The sequence below is a fragment of the Lysinibacillus sp. A4 genome (assembly GCF_024919535.1).
Taxonomy (GTDB): domain Bacteria; phylum Bacillota; class Bacilli; order Bacillales_A; family Planococcaceae; genus Lysinibacillus; species Lysinibacillus capsici.
This window is the reverse complement of sequence record NZ_JANWTB010000002.1, coordinates 223494-241823: the sequence shown is the minus strand read 5'-3', so window position 1 is coordinate 241823 and position 18330 is coordinate 223494. Positions and strand designations below refer to the sequence as shown.

The following is an 18330-nucleotide window of genomic DNA, read 5'->3' as shown; positions in this document are numbered from 1 at the left end:
ATTCATTTTTATAATTACTATCGTTATCAGAAACGATTAAGCGGTTTAAGTCCGTTAGAATTCAGGACTCAAGCCGCTTAATACATTTTTTATTATTTCAACTGTCTACTTGACGGGGTGCAGTTCAATTTACTTAAATATGTTTGGTCTATTTTTTTGTTTTGTTCGTTCTCAACTAACAGAGCAGTTGAATGGCATGTCATATACAGGGATTTCTCCAAAATTAAATCTTTCATGAGTTGAAAAATTTATTTGATTCTTAGTAAGCCTAGTTTAATAGCAGTAACAACAGCACCTAAACGAGTTTCTGCATTTAATTTGCGAATAATAGAGGATATATGATATTCCACTGTTCTCCTACTCATACCTAATTCTAAACTAATCTCATTATTGGTTTTGTCCTCAGCAATACGCTCTAAAATCTCATATTCTTTAGGTGTTAACTTTATCATATGTAATACTCCCCCCATTTATTTTCAGAAGATATCGTATCAATAAATTCCATTTTATTCTATATTCTGGATAAAAAATACCGTTTAATCAAATGTAAAAAGTGACAATTTTTCAAAAAATAATTAATTTTTCCCTAAGGTTGCGGAAAATACGGATACCTTATTTGAGAAATTTTGTTAACTTTGAACTACAAAACAAATTAATATTTACATATTAGTACCTAATAATTAATTGTTTTGTGGGAGTTATATGGGATCTGAGGAGGTGAAAAAATGCTCAAGAGAATTAATCATGGTTTTAATAGTGCTAGTTCTAGATCTAAATGGTGTGTTTTTTGTGATGCTAAAGATTATTGCAATAAGTGTGATGCTATGGATTGGGGATGTGCTGGAGGCTGGGAAACTTGTTTTAGAAAAGATACAGATGGTTAAAACAAGTGCTTAATTTTTTATTTGGCAATGTAGAGTAAATCATTATTTACTCTACATTGTATCAAGAAATGGGGGGATATTTATGATTGAATCTATGGAGAAAAAAATTAAAGTATCAAGTATTAAAGAGTTAGAAGTTAATCATAAAAAATATATTTATGTACCGAATACTAATGGTTTATTTGAAATAGATGATATTGTTTATTCTATTTTATCAAGTGACAACAAAAGCATAGTGGAAGTTTTTAATCAATTAAATGATAAAATAGCTGAAAATGAATTTAATAGTATTATTGAATCACTAATAGAAAATAGGATAATCAATGATACTACTGATAGAAATGCTGTTAACGAAGAAAATGTTAAAAACATAAGTGCACTCACATTAATGATGGTCCAAGAATGTAATTTACGATGTAAATATTGTTACGCTGGTGACGGAGAATATAACGAAAAAGGCAGAATGTCTATAATGACAGCAAAATCAGCAATTGACTATTTGCTAGAACAGTCAGGTGATCGTGATGATCTATCCATTGTATTTTTTGGGGGGGAACCTTTATTAAATTTTCCAGTAATTAAGCAAGTAGTAGAATATGCAAATTACAAAGTAAAATTACATAATAAAAAAATAGGTTTTAGTATGACATGTAATGGAACGCTAATAAATAAAGAAATCACAAAATTTGTTTTAGACAATAACATCGCTGTTCAAGTAAGTGTTGATGGGACTAAAAGCGATCATGACATAAATCGTTTTTATGGAAATAAAAAGGGAAGTTATGATGTTATTTTAAACAGAACAAAAGAATTAAGGGAGCAAAAACAACTGGGAGTTAGGGCAACCATTACTCCGAATAATGTTGATTTGGTAAATATATATGAGCATCTATTCGACTTGAATTTTAGAAGTATCTATGCTGCCCCAGCTATGCAGATGTTTACAGAAGATCAATTCATTGAATTGTCTAAAAGTTATGATGAATTAATTTGTTATTTCGAATATTTAGTTAATAAAAAAGAATATTATAAAGCTGTCAAACTCAATAATATAATGAGAAATTTAGAACGTATTCATATTGGACACGAATCAACATATTTTTGTGGTGCAGAGGTTAATTTTTTAGCCGTTGATATTAATGGTGATTTATATCCTTGTCATCGTTTTGTTAATAATAAAGAGTATAAACAAGGAAATATTTTTGAAGGAACATATTCCAGTGCGAAGTCAAAATTTTTAGAAGAAGCACACGTTTCAAATAGATTAAATTGTAATAAATGCTGGGCAAAAAATTTGTGTGGGGGTGGGTGTCACCATGAAAATTTAGAATCAACAGGTAAAGTAACGACACCACCTTTACATTATTGCATTTTAACTCAAAAGCAATTAGAAGCTACCTTGCATTTATATTTACGGTTATCAGATGAACAAAGAGAACTATTATTAGAAAAGAAAAATACAAGAGAGTTTGTTAAAAATGGAAATCAAAATTAAGAACTTAACAAAAAATTACAAAAATAGAAAGGTGCTAGACAATATCTCCTTAGAAATTCATAATGGTGTATTTGGTTTATTAGGGGAAAATGGGGCAGGAAAAACAACATTGATGGAAATAATCTCTACATTACTTCCATTTGATGACGGAGAAATTGAAGTTGCAGGGCTAAACGTAAAAAAAGAACCACTTAAGGTTTGTGAAATATTAGGTTATCTTCCTCAGAAGTTCGATTTTTTTCCAAAGGTTACTTTAGAAGAGTCATTTGACTATTTATGTAAGTTAAAAGGAATGAATAATAGTGAAAGTCGAAAACAGGAAATCAACTTAAGACTTCAAGAGGTGGGCCTATTAAGCGAACAAAAAAAATATATTCAAGAACTTTCGGGTGGTATGAAACAAAGATTTGGCATTGCTCAAGCTTTAATTGGTAATCCCAAAATAATACTAATTGATGAACCAACAGTAGGTTTAGATCCTCATGAGCGCATTTCATTTAGAAATTTAATTACTCGGATTAGTCGAGATAAAATCATTCTGCTTTCAACACATATCGTACAAGATATTGCTTCTACATGTAAAAATTTGATGGTGCTACAAAAAGGAAAAGTGAATTACTTAGGTAGTACAATAGACCTTATTAATAAAGTTCGAGGGAAGGTATGGCTTTATAATGTTTTAGATGATGAAATACCTCATGTGGATTTATTTGTATCTTTACAAGATAAAGGCAGCAGTATTGAGATTCGTTACATTGCAGATAGTCCATTACAAGGAAGTATATCGACAGAGCCTACTCTAGAGGATGCATATATTTATATAAATAGAAAAGAGTTATCCATATGAGAGAATTACCTTTTCTAATAAACTTTGAATTAAAAAGACTCATAAAAAGTAGAGCTATTTCCGTCATTCTTATACTAATAATGTTGGTTCTTCCAATTATCATGAATAACTTAGACACTCAGGAAACTTTTATTGAAAAATGGTATGGAACACTTCAATTACAAATGGTATTTTTACTTATTTTAATACCGAGTATGGTTTCATATGTTTGGAAGGGGTATCTTCAATCTTTTGAAAGAGCAGTCATCCTACTAAAATTGACAAATAGGTCGATGTATATAGTTGGAAAAATCGTAGCAGTTATTCTTTTTGTTTCAGTGTATCTATTTTTCTTCTACATAGTTTTTTTTATATTTTATGTAAATAAAGTTCCTATTAGCATTCTATTAATTACATTGTTTCAAGTCTTCCTTTCTATTTTCTACAGCATTACCTTTAGCTTTTTCATTTCCTTTTATTTGAAACGTACTGTATATCTACACATTTTACTAATAATATATTTGGTATTCAGCATTTATTTAAATTCTCCTTATTTTTCTATATGGTTCAATCCTGATTTTATACAACATCAAATGACTGACCTGCTATTTAATGTAAAGAGAGGTATTTTTCTAAGTATTGGCATACTATTTATGTTTGGAAATGTGTTGCTATTTAAAAGAAGGGTGAATGACAAATGAGAGATATCTTTTTATTTTGGTCGAAAGTGGTCTTACGAAGTGATTATTTGTTGACTTATTATACTATCGTCATTCTATTATGTATCTCTCAGTATTTCTTTACAGTCAGTGATGCTCAAGCATTGATTCCTTTATATGGGATTTTCTCAAGTGTATTAACGATTCAAATTATAACTTTGCATCAAAGATATCATGTAGAGAAAATTTTAATGATTTCCCCAATATCGAATGGAAAGCTTTTATTATGGCAATGGGTTTTCAGCTTTATTCTGACCACCCCTGCAATTATGTTACTAGTTGGTTTTGTAAAGTTTGTATATGTAGAGACACCAATATATAAAATTCTACTTATCGTTTTTATTTTTCAGCTATTTACTATATCCATTCCATTTTTGATGGCAACAATTTTTAAAAGTCAAGCAGTGTCTATAATTTTAATTGTCATCATTTATTTTTTATTAATGCTAATGCATGGTTATAGACTAGAAACGATTCAATATTTAGCTCCAACTCTTAACTTTATGTATCCAGATTTTATTCATTACTTAAATGTTATAGGTGTTTTATCCGTTTGTTTGTGTTCTATATCGTTCGCGATTTTATTCAGCAGGAAGGCCACCAATAAAACGGAAAAGTGGGTTGCTGGAATTATGACCAGTATGATGCTTTTCGTTCTATTAAGCTTACATTTTTATAATGGATATAAAGAAGAAGAGCTGTCAAATAAGCCTTATCAAAATTATCAATATAACGGGCTTACTGTCCAATACAAAGGTGTAAGTATAGAAAAAATGAAGAATTATGCGAATGTTTATAAAGACATTACTCAAATAATGGAGAGCTTTGGTGTCAACAACATTCCGTATCACACGCTGAAAATAACGAGGGTTTTTAGCCTTCCAGATAACAATAGTTTAGAAAATATTATTAGTAGCTCTGGCGACATCATTGAAATACGCCCGTATTCTAATAAATTTTTTGAATTTAACTATGGCTATAATATTACAGAAGACATGATAAATACATTAATGAATGAACAGTGGGAAAACAAGGAACAAACTAATTGCTATGAGGTTTTAAAAAGAACAATTGAGCAAAAGGTTATATACACAAATAAAAGCATGCTCTTTAGTGAGGCGAAAAAGAAGTCAGTAGAAAATTTGTTCATAAGTAATGAAAAAGATCCGTATATGGAAAAGTTTCTACATATATTACAGGAAGAACCGAAAAATGCTTATCTGTATATCAAAAGGTTATAAGAAAACCTTAACTAAATTAGGGAGACAGAGTATTATTTCATGAAAATATTAGGTGAGGTATTTAAGTATACAAAGCCATACAAAGCAAAATTATTTCAAGTAAATATTTTGATGGGCATTTCTATGATTTTAAGTATAGTACACCCCCTTTTATTTGGTAAATTTATTGATTCTATAACAGTAAAAGACCTCAATTCAGCATTCATAATTATAGTGTTTATGGCTTTTTTGTTTCTTTTTAATTTATTTTTTAAAGTAATCCAAAAATATTATTTAACGAAATTTGCCTGCTATCTACAAATGGATATTAAGTTAAAGATAATAAAAAGAATCATGGCTATGGACATGGATGAGTATCAATTAAAAGCAAAAGGTGAACTGATGAATAAAATAGAAAATGATACAAAGGCATTTTCTGAAGTAGTATCAGAGTTTTTAAATATTGTTGTAGATTTTATCAGCATAATAATTGTGTTAGTAATATTGATAAATCTTAATTTTATTTTAGCTAGTATTTTATTCATAGCTTGTCCTTTAGCACTTATCATTTTTAAATATTATGGAAGAAAAATAAGGATGATGGATACTGCCATCAAAGAAGATTTAGATTCTTATTTAACCTATTTGGGAGAATTACTGTCATCATTTAAATTATTTAAGATATTTAATACTGAGACAAACGCAATAGATAACTATCAAAAGAAAATTACCTTATTATACAAAAATACTCTTGATAAAATGCGTTTAAGTATAAAATCAGCATCAATAATAGAATTAATAAACTTTACAAGTTATTTGATTATCCTTATTATAGGTGCCTACTTTATTTATAAAGGAAGCCTCACGTTAGGAGTATTAATAGCATTCACTACCTATGCCAATAACTTTAGTCAGTCATTTTTAAGATTTTCTCAACTAAATTCATTTTTACAAGAAGCAATTGTGTCTGTAAATAGAGTAAAAAACTTAATGCAAGACAATAAATATCATCTAAAGAAATTAGAAGTACCTGACTATGTAAATTCTTCGCATCATTTTAGAAAAGATAAAATAGTATTACGGAATGTAAGCTTTACCTATACTAATGCATTATCTCCAGTTTTAGAAAATATAAATCTCCAAATACCTTTGAAGAAAATTGTATTGATTAAGGGAGAAAGCGGATCAGGTAAATCGACATTATTGAATATATTATCAGGTTTATACATTAATTATCAGGGTGAAATATTTCTATCCAATCAAAATATTAGATATATTCCTATTGATGTTTATAGAAAAAGGGTATGTTTGGTAACGCAAGAGCATTTTATAATGACAGGGACAATAAGGGAAAATTTGTTATTAGCAAAGCCGAATGCAACGGACGAAGAATTAATTCAAATTTGTAAAATGGTTAACATTTATTCATATATAGAAACGTTGGACTATAAATTTGAAACTCTTATAGGGCATAACGGGCTTGAATTATCTACTGGGCAACAGCAAAGACTTTCAATAGCAAGATCGCTTCTAAGAGATGCGGATATCTATTTGTTTGACGAGATTACTTCTGCGCTTGATAAAGACAATCAAATAAATATAGAAACATTACTTTTATATTTAAATAAAGAAAAACAAAAGACTGTTATATTGGTTACTCATCACCCTGTTTTAATAAGTGAAGCAGATAAAATTTTTGAAGTTGATAAGCATCAAGTGAATGAGAGGGATTCATTAGTTGTTACAAGCTCTTGATAAGCCTATATTGTTTGAATAGGTGGTGTTACTAAGTTAACACTCAAAAAATTTTTTCCTCTTGACACTAAAAAAGTTGTAAAGTAGATTTAACATAATTACATAAAAGCAATAGGTGCCCACTAGGGAGAATAGGGAATAAAGTGAAAAGCTTTAGCGGACCCGCCACTGTATAAGGGAATTTCATAGTGTATGCCACTAGCAAATTGCTGGGAAGGTACTATGAGGTGTTGAACTTGAGCCAGGAGACCTGCCTACATGCTTTAGAAGATATAGATGATGGAAAAGTCTGTAGTTTATTTGTCATGACAATAAACTACAGACTTTTTATTTTGTCTTAATGAGAACGAGAGGAGAAATAATCATGCAATTATTACAAGACACGATTCAAAACATTCAGGGGGCTGATATGAAAAGTATGGAGCAAGCCAGAAAGCGGATTGATGCGCTTTGTAAGCCCCCAGGTAGCTTGGGTAAACTAGAATCACTTGCCGTACAGCTCTCTGGTATAACAGGACATTTATATCCGATGGTCGACAAAAAAGTGATGATTGTCTGTGCTGCAGATCATGGTGTTTGCGAGGAAGGTGTAACCACGAATCCACAAGATGTTACGGTCTTTCAAACATTAAATTTTCCTAAGGGGGGTACAGGCGTTTGTGCGATTGCTGGCATTACCAATGCAAAGGTGGTCACAGTAGATGTTGGGGTAAAAGGAGATATTCCACTTGATGCAGGTGTCCTTATTCATAAAATTAAATATGGTACAGATAACATGGCACAAGGTCCCGCTATGACCAAACAAGAAGCCATTCAATCGATAGAAGTAGGAATCCGTGTGGCCACTGAGGAAATCATAAAAGGTGCTGATGTACTTGGGACTGGAGAAATGGGCATCGGCAATACAACACCAAGTGCTGCGATATTAGCTGTTTTGACAGGATGCAACCCTATCGAAGTAACGGGGTTTGGTGCAGGAGTAGGCCAAGGAGGCATTGCCTATAAAGCGGCAGTTATTGAAAAAGCAATTACCTTAAATAAGCCTAATCCAAATGATGTTATTGATGTTCTGGCTAAGGTTGGAGGGTTAGAGATAGGGGCGATGACAGGTATTATTCTTGGTGCAGTTGCCCATCGTAAACCCGTTGTCATTGATGGATTTATTTCGACTATAGCCGCCCTCATTGCTTATAAGCTCGAACCAAAAGTAATCGATTATATCATTCCTTCCCATGCTTCAGAGGAACCAGGGGCAAAAATTGCCGCTGCCTTACTAGGCATTGAACCAATGTTGCACATGAATATGCGTTTAGGCGAAGGTTCTGGAGCAGCCTTAGCCTTTCCTATTTTAGATGCAGCTTGCTCGATGATGAAAAACATGGTGACTTTAGAAGAATCAATGCAGTTGTTAAAAAGATAAAAACAATAAAACAGCCAATGACTTAATTTTTGGTCATTGGCTGAATGGTATCTATGCACGATTTAATTTTCGTAATGGCAAGCGCCACTTCATCATATAGGAAAGAATACGTAAAGCTGTAATTACTGCGAATAAAATATAAAGGAAAATATCCCCTGTAAAAACCTCGAAGCCGATTAACAATCCAGCAAGAGCTGCCCAAACCCCATAAACTTCATCACGGAGAACTAATGGTTTTCTTCTAGCTAATAAATCTCGTACAATTCCACCACCTGAACCTGTCAAAACAGCAGCTACAATGACTGCGCTTACTGGCATATCAAGCTTGACAGCATAGAGTGCGCCTTGAATTGCGAATGCTGATAAGCCAATCGCATCTGTGAAGTTACCCCAACGATGCCAATGTTGAATCAGATGATGGGGAAAAATAAAGAATATCGTAATCGCAGCAAGCGCTATTTGAAACATCATATCCTGTCCCCAAAGTGTTGTGACAGGTAGTCCAATGAGTAAATTTCGGATAGCTCCTCCACCAAAAGCAGTCACAATACCAAGTATATATACACCGAATAAATCGTATTCTTCTTCCATGGCAATAATTGCCCCCGAAATAGCAAAGGCAATTGTTCCTATAATACTAAAAACCTCCCAAGCCATCCCTTTCACCCCTTCTATCAATAAATAAACTTTTTTAAAAGTTAAAAGACTTTTTACGTAACAGAATCTATGAATTTAATAGCCAAAATCGGTCATTAAATACGCTTCTTGAAATGAGTCCGCACATTAGCTTAGCGTAAAATGCCCTTAGAAACAATAGGCAAGTTTTACAGGTGCACATACAAATTGATAAAATGTGATTAAAATAAAGAAAAACATTCGTCAAAAGCGTTCATATAACAGTAGTTGGTTAGGGAATTCTAGAGTGATTGAAGTCAATTTAGATAGTCAATAAATCTTACTGATTGAAATGCGAGACATTATGAAATGGAGAAGAAAGAATGACGTTTACATCAAAGTTATCAACAGAAACGCTATCGTTAGCGGAAAAAGTAGAGGAACAAGTTCGGCCTTATCATGCCAAGGTAGAAGAAATGGCGTTCTACAATCAGCAGAAGGTGCTAGCAGCTTTCAGAAAGCATCAAGTAAGTGATTATCATTTACATCCAACAAACGGCTATGGCTATGATGATGAGGGACGGGATAATCTAGAGCGTGTTTATGCAGAAGTATTTGGTGCAGAGGCAGCCATAGTTCGACCACAAATTATTTCAGGGACACATGCAATTACGCTTAGTCTATTCGGTATTTTACGTCCTGGTGATGAGCTGCTTTATATTTCTGGTCAGCCATATGATACATTGCAATCCATTGTCGATGGTGGTGAAAAAGATACAGGTTCACTGAAAGATTATAAAATCGGTTATCGACATGTGGATTTACTAGATAATCAGGTTATTGATTGGGCAGGTGTCGAGGCTGCTATTACAGCACAAACCAAAATGATCGCGATTCAGCGTTCAAAAGGCTATGCAACACGTCCATCCTTTACAATAAAAGAAATTGCAGATATGTGTGTAAAGGTACGTAAAATAGCCCCGAAAGCTGTTATTTTTGTAGATAACTGCTATGGCGAGTTTGTAGAGGCACAGGAACCTACAGAGGTTGGTGCTGACTTAATGGCAGGCTCGCTCATTAAAAATCCAGGTGGAGGCTTGGCTAAAATTGGTGGCTATATTGCTGGGCGAGCAGATTTAGTGGAGAAATGTGCCTATCGTATGACTTCTCCAGGTATTGGAGCAGAAGCGGGGGCCACATTAAATACACTAGGTGATTTTTATCAAGGATTTTTCCTGGCACCCCATGTTGTATCGCAAGCACTTAAAGGGGCGATATTTACAGCTGCAATGCTCGATGAAATTGGCATGAGTACTACTCCGAGCTATCATGCGAAGCGTACAGATTTAATTCAATCAGTATCTTTTCAAACAGCACAGCAAATGATTGACTTTTGTCGCGAAATACAAGCGAACTCACCGATAAATGCCCATTATGCTCCTGAACCAGCCTATATGCCAGGCTATGAAGATGATGTCATCATGGCGGCTGGAACATTTATTCAAGGGTCCAGCATTGAGCTAACAGCGGATGGCCCAATACGACCGCCATATACAGCATTTATCCAGGGTGGACTAACATATGAACACGTTAAATTTGCTATATGCAGTGCGGTTCAAGCCATTCAAAAAGCATAACAAGACAATAGATAAAGCCTAAATATGAAGAGTTTTTTACAATTTTTAATCAGATTGAAAAAAATAGTGCCATTCATGTTAGATAACCTTACATGGTTGGTTGACAGTAAAAAAAATTCGTTATATGATAAGCGGGTATTGGAGGAGGACTTAAATGAGTCGTGAAATTAGACGAACTATGCCGTTATTATCGATGAGTATCGTGATGCAATTAACAGAGCTTTCGGCAAGACAAATTCGTTATTATGAAGAACACCATTTAATTGAGCCGCACCGAACAGAAGGCAATCGACGTATGTTTTCACTAAATGACGTCGATATATTGCTTGAGGTTAAAGACTACTTAGAACAGGGTATGAATATGGCGAAGATTAAAAAAATATTTGCTAAAAAGAAAAATCCTGTTGCAACAACTGATGAGCAAGATTTAAGTGATTCAGAATTACGCCAAATTATGCGCGAAGAAATGCGTCAAGCACAGCGCATGCAAAAATCGTCCATCCGAAGAGGGGATTTATCTCGATTCTATTAATAAATAGGGTAGGGTAAACATAAAAGCTAGACAAATTATAGGAGTGTGGAAAACTGTGGGTAAATACACAAAAGAGGACATTAAACGTCTCATCGAAGAAAAAAACGTAAGCTTTATTCGTTTACAATTTACAGATATTCTTGGCACTATCAAAAATGTTGAGATTCCTGTAAGTCAATTAGACAAAGCACTGGAAAATAAAATGATGTTTGATGGCTCATCTATTGAAGGTTTCGTTCGAATCGAAGAATCTGATATGTATTTATATCCTGATCTTGATACTTTCGTAGTATTCCCTTGGACTTCTGAAAAAGGGAAAGTAGCACGTTTTATCTGTGATGTATACACTGCGAAAGGCGAACCGTTTGCTGGTGACCCACGTAACAACCTAAAACGAATTCTTAAAAAAATGGAAGAAATGGGCTTCTCAAGCTTCAATTTAGGGCCAGAGCCAGAATTCTTCTTATTCAAATTAGATGCAAAAGGCGAACCAACATTAGAAGTAAATGACCATGGTGGTTATTTCGATTTAGCGCCAACAGATCTTGGTGAAAATTGCCGTCGTGATATTGTGCTAGAGCTAGAAGAAATGGGCTTTGAAATTGAAGCATCACACCATGAGGTAGCTCCAGGACAACACGAAATCGACTTTAAATATGCGGATGCTGTTACTGCATGTGATAACATCCAAACATTCAAATTAGTGGTTAAAACAATCGCTCGTAAACATGGCTTACACGCTACATTTATGCCAAAACCACTATTTGGTGAAGCAGGCTCTGGTATGCACTTTAACGTGTCACTATTTAAAGGCAAAGAAAATGCGTTCTATGATGAATCTACAGAATTAGGTCTTTCTGAAACAGCTATGCAATTCATGGCGGGTGTTCTTGCACACGTACAAGGTTTCACAGCTGTAACAAACCCAACAGTTAACTCTTATAAACGTCTAGTACCAGGTTATGAAGCACCATGTTATGTAGCATGGTCTGCACAAAACCGTTCACCATTAATTCGTATTCCATCTGCACGTGGCCTTTCAACTCGTGTTGAAGTACGCTCTGTAGACCCTTCTGCAAACCCATATTTAGCGATGGCAGTTATTTTAGAAGCAGGTCTTGAAGGTATTCGTCAAAGCCTAACACCACCTGCTGCTATTAACCGCAACATCTATGTGATGTCGGAAGAAGAGCGTCAAGCAAATGGTATTGAAAACCTACCTGCAGCACTTGATGATGCACTAACATTACTTGCTAAAGATCAAGTAGCACAGGAAGCATTAGGTGAGCATATTTATGCAAACTTTAAAGAAGCAAAAGAAATCGAGTTCGATATGTACCGTACAACTGTTCATCAATGGGAACGCGATCAATATTTAAAAATGTATTAATCATAAAGATACCGAGTGCCTGATAAAGGGTACTCGGTTTTTTTCTGAACATATTAGGAACGATGGGGTCATATGATAACCCCATCGTTATTTTAGTATTAGCGCATATGTTTATGATGGTGTGGCATATGGCAAGGGTTAGGTGGCATACCGCACATTGTATGTGTTTCACAGCATTCATTCACGACAGATTCTGTGCATGGGAAATAATACTGATGATCAATCATATGTTTGTTCACTGTTGTAACATGTGCAGGTTGTACGTGTGGAACAACTGTATGGATATAATTTGTGCGTACATATTGCTCTGGTGGTAAAAATTGTGGTGGATCATATTGCATGGGCATCATTTGTGGCGGACAGCAGTGTGGACCTTTTGCCGGATGGCGTCTTCGTTGAAACATGTTATTACCTCCTGTTTTGATAAGTTGTAGTTCATTATTAAGATATGAGATATACGTCGATAGGGTCTATTTATTTGCCTATTAATGCATAGGTAAATCTAACAAGTAACTAAAATAGTAGAAAATCTATAATCAATTTGCCTACGTCTTTGAGTGAAATGAAAGCATGACATATTGTTGAAAAAAGATGATGTTAACGGCAGGAAAACCAATTTCGCAGGGCGAGGCGTTTTCCGTTCCATCATCGTCCTTTCCAAAGGGCGATGTTCCTCCCCCTCGATCATGCTGCAAAACTTCTTTCATTTCTAACAGTAGTGAACAAAATAGCACATATTTTCAAAGTGAAGATAATGAGTCTAACAACCATCCAAATGCTTGGTTTTCAACACGATGAATAGGTTTTTCAAATAATGTTCTTCCTAGCGTCATAATGTAAAATAAATTTTTATTAAAAAAGTATGTTTTTTGAAAAAATAGATATTGTCAATAAAACAATCGTACAGTATACTCTTTAATTGATAATGATTATCGTTGTCGATTATTTCTTAGGAGGAAATGTATGCCAAAATTATCACTGCAAAAAAAGAACTTTTTTGTACTTTTCACACTACTATTAACCTTCGCGTTATTATTAGTTGGGTGTGGGGAGAAAACATCGAACTCCAGTAGTTCACAAGAGAACGACAAAGCAGAAGAAAGCAACACTGAATCAGCATCTTCTAGTCGTGAGATTACACATGCAATGGGTACTACAACGATTGAAGGCACACCTACAAAAATCGTTACACTATATCAAGGCGCAACAGATGTTGCAGTTGCTATGGGCATTAAACCAGTTGGGGTAGTAGAATCTTGGGCAGAAGCGCCTGTTTATAATTATATGAAGAATGAGCTTGATGGCGTTGCGATTGTAGGACAAGAAACACAACCAAACCTTGAAGAAATTGCAAAGCTTAAACCAGATTTAATTATTGCTTCTAAAGTACGTCATGAAGAAATTTATGATCAGTTATCGCAGATTGCACCAACAGTTGCTCATGAAACGGTTTTCGATTTCAAAGGAACAGCTGAAATGATGGGTCAAGCAATGAATCAAGAAGATAAGGTGGATGAATTACTTGGCGATTGGGCTACACGAGTAGCTGATTTCCAAAAAAAAATCAAAGAGAAGCTTGGCGATAAATGGCCATTCCATGTTTCTGTTGTCAACTTCAGAGCAGACCATGCTCGTATTTATGTGACAGGTTATGCGGGTTCTATTTTATCTGAGCTTGGATTCCAAGGTCCTAAAAATTTAACAGATGATTCTTTAGAAATTGTGAAGCTAACTGACAAGGAAAGCATCACACAAATGAATGCTGATGTTATTTATATGTTTATGGAAAATGATGAGACAGTGAAAAAAACTTATGAAGATTGGACAAACCATCCACTTTGGAAAGAGCTTGACGCAGTGAAAGCGAATCAGGTTTATCAGGTAGATGAAATTAATTGGAATCTAGCAGGTGGTATTACTAGTGCTAATTTAATGCTAGATGATATTTATGACAAGTTTGAATTAGAAAAATAGTGAATGAAGGATGGGCTGTTAAAAGTGTTAGAGAATACTTGAATAACAGCCCTCTCATTGTAGTGTTTGAGCATAATTGAAACCTACATAAGCTAAATTGTGGATCAAGAAAGTTGGCATAACATGAGAATTATTCTTTCCAGTACACCGATGAAACAAATAGGTTTATTCATCAGCTGTTTGATTCTTTTGCTGGCATTTATATTCAGCATAGCTATTGGTCAAACGTCCATACCTTTTTCGTCAATCTATGATGCTATTTTTCATTTTGATGCTGCTAACAAGGAGCATGTCATTATTCGAACATCTAGATTTACAAGAGCTGTGATCGCTACAGTAGTTGGCGCAAGCCTTGCCATTGCGGGCGCATTAATGCGAGCATTAACAAGAAATCCTTTAGCAGCTCCTGATATTTTAGGTATTAATGCAGGGGCCATATTTTTTATTGTCAGTGCTATTACTTTTTTTTCCGTTCAATCTTTAATGAGCTATATGTGGATTGCCTTTTTAGGGGCAGGTGCAGCGGGGGCGATGGTTTTTTTCCTAGGCTCATTAGGAAGAGATGGGTTAACACCGATAAAAATAGTATTAGCTGGTGCAGCGATTACAGCTCTATTTGTCTCGTTTACGCAGGGGCTTTTAGTCATCGATGAACAAGGTTTACAAAGTGTCCTGTTTTGGTTAGCGGGTTCTGTATCGGGGCGTAGTATTGAAATGCTCGTGCCTGTCCTACCGTTTATTTTAGGAGTGACAGTTGTGGCAATATTTATGGGGCGTTCAATCAATATTTTACAATCAGGAGATGATATTGCCAAAGGATTAGGACAACGAACAATGCTCACGAAAATCACACTAGGCATAATTATTATCATACTGGCAGGCAGTTCAGTAGCTGTTGCAGGTTCAATAGGGTTTATTGGCTTGATTGTCCCTCATATGGCGATCCAACTTGTTGGCACAGATTATCGCTGGATTATTCCCTACAGTGCCGTATTGGGAGCAATATTGCTACTGTTGGCTGATATTGCGGCAAGATATGTGATTATGCCATTGGAAATGCCGATTGGTGTCATGACTGCCTTAATCGGAGCTCCTTTCTTTATTTATATTGCACGAAAGGGGTTAGCAAAAAATGCCTAATTATGTGTCGGTTAGAACGAAAACTAATCGTATATCTTTTCAAATTGCTAAAAGAACGGCTTGGATTCTACTACTTTTAAGCTTATTATTAGTCCTCATTACGGTTCTTGGTTTATCTGCGGGGAGCGAGTTTATCCATCCTGTCACAGTGGTGAAAGAATTATTAGGCTATGGCAATGGAGATTACGATTTTGTCTTACATACATTAAGGCTCCCGCGTGTGTTGATGGCCTTATTAGTTGGTGCTGCGCTGGGAGTTGCCGGTTTAATTTTACAAGGAATTATCCGTAATCCTCTTGCTGCCCCAGATATTATTGGTATAACGAGCGGAGCATCGATGGGGGCAATTATTTTTATCGTGTACTTTATGGGATCAGTCAGCATTCAATTTTTACCGTTAGCTGCTATATTAGGTGCTGGTATTGTCTCCTTCATCATTTACCTACTATCATGGAGAAAAGGAGTCACACCAATTCGAATGGTACTAATTGGAATTGGCATCTCAGCTTTAGCAAAGGCGGTTGTGACGATGCTGCTTGTAATCAGTAATGTAGCCGCTACAACGAAAGCCTATTTATGGCTGACAGGTAGTTTGTATGGGGCCAATATGCAGGATGTCTATTTGCTATTACCGTGGCTAGTCATTTTAGTGCCACTAACATTTATTTTAGCAAGAACGGTGAATGTGAAGGAATTAGGCGATGAAATAGCGATAGGGCTAGGAGTAAAAGTACAAGTGTATCGTTTACTTTTTCTACTCATTAGTGTCATGCTAGCTGGTTCTGCAGTAGCTTTTGCCGGTGGCATTGCCTTTGTTGGATTAGTGGCCCCTCATATGAGCAGAATGCTTGTTGGGCGTTCCTTTGCAGGATTAATTCCTGTGACAGCTATTATAGGTGGAATCATTGTCATTGTGGCTGATATGGTGGCACGCACAGCCTTTTTACCGAAGGATTTACCTACAGGAGTCTTTACTGCTGCAATTGGCGCACCATTCTTTATTTATTTATTATTTAGAACGCGCAATCAATAAAGCTTCATGATAAAAAAGTTAAAAGCCGGAGAAGAAGGTGACAGGAATTTGAAACATGTCTTAGAAGCACAAAATTTACATGTAAGCTATGGAGAAAATCTTATTTTAGAGGATTTGAATCTTCAAATACCAAAAGGAAAAATTACAGTACTAGTTGGGGCCAACGGTTGTGGAAAATCTACACTACTTCGGACATTTGCACGATTACAAAAAGCGAAGTCGGGTGAAATTTTTTTAGATGAGAATAAACTAGATGCCATTTCAACGAAAGAGGTAGCGAAACGTTTAGCTATTCTGCCGCAGGGCCCTGTTGCACCAGAAGGATTAACTGTTCAGCAATTGATTAAGCAAGGTCGTTATCCACACCAAAGTTGGTTAAAGCAATGGTCTATGGAGGATGAAAAAATTGTAAACAATGCGCTTGCAGTAACGCAGATGACTGAATTTGCCGATCGTCCAGTAGATGCATTATCAGGTGGTCAGCGACAACGTGTATGGATTGCTATGACATTAGCGCAAAAAACAGATCTTATTTTACTAGATGAACCTACAACTTATTTAGATATGGCTCATCAAGTAGAAATTTTAGATTTACTATTTGATTTAAATGACAAGGAAGGGCGTACCGTCGTTATGGTATTACACGATTTAAACTTAGCCTGTCGCTATGCCCATCATATTGTGGCGGTACGTAATAAACAGGTTTATGCCCAAGGCAAGCCAGAGGAAGTGGTGACAGCAGAGATGGTCCAGGCTGTTTTTCGTATGGATTGTACCGTTATTAAAGATCCGCTCTTTGGGACACCTTTATGTGTGCCACATGGCAAGGGGCGAACAGTTCAAACAGTGGAATTAGAGGAGGTAGGGGTCTGTTGAGCCTATCACTGTCAGCTGAAGAAACATCCGTGTTACTAAGAGAGTATCGATTGTCGATAGAGCCTGCAGTAGATGCTACATACTCTTTATATGCCAAAAATTTATTGGACAATGAACAAGCTCTAGATTATTTACAAAAAATTGCCCATTTCTTTCAATCGCCTTCTATCCTAGTTACGGCATCGTTGTTTGCGAAGCGCTATAGCGTCTTAACGATAGCTTCAGCCTTCTATGCTATGTCCAGATACGATAAAGGACTACATTGCAGAATTGAAAATATGTGGGTAGAAGCGGAATCTTCAAAACCTTGGCTTCCTACTATTCGGCTAATTGATCGCACAGTGTCAATACCTACTGAAGACCGTGAAAAATGGCGAGATGAGGTTCTTAGAGAAATCTTTGCGAATAATTTAGCGAAGGTTTGGCAGTCATTAGCAAAAATAAGTAAAATTCCAAAAACAATCTTATGGGAAAACACAGCTATTTATGTGAATTGGCTCTATGAAACGAAAATAGGGGAAGGAGCCAGTGAGCAAGAAAAGGCTCGTATACAAGAGGATTATCACTATATTGTAAACCTAGCACCAGGCTCCATTTTTGGAGAGAGAAAAAATCCTTTGACGGACTATTGTGGTCCTAAAGTGACGATTATGGAATCGGAGCAACCTGTACGCTTGAGAAAAACATGTTGTTTCTATTATCATACCTCTGAAGAAGCAAATGATTTTTGTATCTCCTGTCCAAAAATAAAAAGATGATCATAACAACAAAATCTCTAACCACCAAAAGTGAGTAAACACTTATCATTTCATAA

General features: G+C 35.3%; 16 protein-coding genes, 1 pseudogene and 1 riboswitch. Of the genes and pseudogenes, 14 read left to right on the top strand and 3 right to left on the bottom strand.

The annotated features are described in order from the left end of the window. Nucleotides 1-248: 248 nt before the first annotated feature. Nucleotides 249-443: pseudogene (locus NY607_RS05280) on the bottom strand (response regulator transcription factor); the annotation flags it as partial. 282 nt (nt 444-725) lie between these two features. Here NY607_RS05280 and papA point away from each other — a divergent pair. From papA to cobT, 6 genes are all read left to right on the top strand, one after another. Next, on the top strand, nt 726-884 hold the full coding sequence (papA, locus tag NY607_RS05275) for a freyrasin family ranthipeptide (protein WP_156113266.1): 159 nt from the start codon (nt 726-728) through the stop codon (nt 882-884). 82 nt (nt 885-966) lie between these two features. After that, the gene (gene papB / locus NY607_RS05270; RefSeq protein WP_259419283.1) at nt 967-2379 is read left to right on the top strand and encodes a PapB family radical SAM/SPASM ranthipeptide maturase; all 1413 of its coding nucleotides are present in this window, start codon (nt 967-969) and stop codon (nt 2377-2379) included. Continuing rightward, nucleotides 2363-3226, top strand: coding sequence for an ATP-binding cassette domain-containing protein (locus NY607_RS05265; RefSeq protein ID WP_131519480.1), 864 nt, complete (start codon nt 2363-2365; stop codon nt 3224-3226). The genes papB and NY607_RS05265 overlap by 17 nt, the downstream gene beginning before the upstream one ends. A gap of 676 nt (nt 3227-3902) precedes the next feature. Next, complete coding sequence (locus NY607_RS05260; RefSeq protein WP_131519481.1) at nt 3903-5165, top strand: ABC transporter A family member; 1263 nt, start codon at nt 3903-3905, stop codon at nt 5163-5165. Nucleotides 5166-5204: 39 nt separating this feature from the next. Continuing rightward, the gene (locus NY607_RS05255; protein ID WP_131519482.1) at nt 5205-6899 is read left to right on the top strand and encodes an ABC transporter ATP-binding protein; all 1695 of its coding nucleotides are present in this window, start codon (nt 5205-5207) and stop codon (nt 6897-6899) included. A gap of 96 nt (nt 6900-6995) precedes the next feature. Beyond that, nucleotides 6996-7171, top strand: a riboswitch (cobalamin riboswitch). Between the two features lie 92 nt (nt 7172-7263). Beyond that, nucleotides 7264-8319 (top strand): nicotinate-nucleotide--dimethylbenzimidazole phosphoribosyltransferase, encoded by a 1056-nt coding sequence (gene cobT, locus NY607_RS05250; RefSeq protein WP_259419282.1) that lies wholly within the window; start codon nt 7264-7266, stop codon nt 8317-8319. Between the two features lie 51 nt (nt 8320-8370). Here cobT and NY607_RS05245 read toward each other — a convergent pair whose 3' ends face one another. After that, entirely contained in the window at nt 8371-8976 is a 606-nt protein-coding gene (locus NY607_RS05245; RefSeq protein ID WP_004225816.1) for a trimeric intracellular cation channel family protein, read from the bottom strand. 341 nt (nt 8977-9317) lie between these two features. On the opposite strand from NY607_RS05245, the gene NY607_RS05240 reads away from it, so the two are divergent. The 3 genes from NY607_RS05240 to glnA all read left to right on the top strand — a co-directional run bounded on the left by NY607_RS05240 (nt 9318) and on the right by glnA (nt 12493). Next, nucleotides 9318-10571, top strand: a complete 1254-nt coding sequence (locus NY607_RS05240) for a methionine gamma-lyase family protein (protein WP_259419281.1) — start codon at nt 9318-9320, stop codon at nt 10569-10571. A gap of 154 nt (nt 10572-10725) precedes the next feature. Continuing rightward, nucleotides 10726-11103 carry a MerR family transcriptional regulator gene (locus tag NY607_RS05235; RefSeq protein WP_131519485.1) on the top strand — a complete coding sequence of 126 codons (378 nt, stop codon included), beginning with the start codon at nt 10726-10728 and terminating at the stop codon, nt 11101-11103. Nucleotides 11104-11158: 55 nt separating this feature from the next. Then, nucleotides 11159-12493 (top strand): type I glutamate--ammonia ligase, encoded by a 1335-nt coding sequence (gene glnA / locus NY607_RS05230; RefSeq protein ID WP_004225810.1) that lies wholly within the window; start codon nt 11159-11161, stop codon nt 12491-12493. Between the two features lie 98 nt (nt 12494-12591). On the opposite strand, the gene NY607_RS05225 is transcribed toward glnA, so the two are convergent. Continuing rightward, complete coding sequence (locus tag NY607_RS05225; protein WP_016991980.1) at nt 12592-12897, bottom strand: CotD family spore coat protein; 306 nt, start codon at nt 12895-12897, stop codon at nt 12592-12594. 559 nt (nt 12898-13456) lie between these two features. Here NY607_RS05225 and NY607_RS05220 point away from each other — a divergent pair. The 5 genes from NY607_RS05220 to NY607_RS05200 all read left to right on the top strand — a co-directional run bounded on the left by NY607_RS05220 (nt 13457) and on the right by NY607_RS05200 (nt 18274). After that, complete coding sequence (locus NY607_RS05220; RefSeq protein WP_259419280.1) at nt 13457-14467, top strand: ABC transporter substrate-binding protein; 1011 nt, start codon at nt 13457-13459, stop codon at nt 14465-14467. Nucleotides 14468-14590: 123 nt separating this feature from the next. Beyond that, nucleotides 14591-15607 (top strand): FecCD family ABC transporter permease, encoded by a 1017-nt coding sequence (locus tag NY607_RS05215; protein ID WP_259419279.1) that lies wholly within the window; start codon nt 14591-14593, stop codon nt 15605-15607. Then, nucleotides 15600-16640 carry a FecCD family ABC transporter permease gene (locus NY607_RS05210; RefSeq protein WP_054550570.1) on the top strand — a complete coding sequence of 347 codons (1041 nt, stop codon included), beginning with the start codon at nt 15600-15602 and terminating at the stop codon, nt 16638-16640. The genes NY607_RS05215 and NY607_RS05210 overlap by 8 nt, the downstream gene beginning before the upstream one ends. Nucleotides 16641-16646: 6 nt before the next feature. After that, nucleotides 16647-17516 carry an ABC transporter ATP-binding protein gene (locus NY607_RS05205; protein ID WP_259419278.1) on the top strand — a complete coding sequence of 290 codons (870 nt, stop codon included), beginning with the start codon at nt 16647-16649 and terminating at the stop codon, nt 17514-17516. Then, a complete protein-coding gene (locus NY607_RS05200) occupies nt 17513-18274 on the top strand; it encodes an IucA/IucC family C-terminal-domain containing protein (RefSeq protein WP_259419277.1) in 762 nt (253 codons plus the stop codon). Before NY607_RS05205 ends, NY607_RS05200 begins: the two co-directional genes overlap by 4 nt. Nucleotides 18275-18330 lie beyond the last annotated feature (56 nt).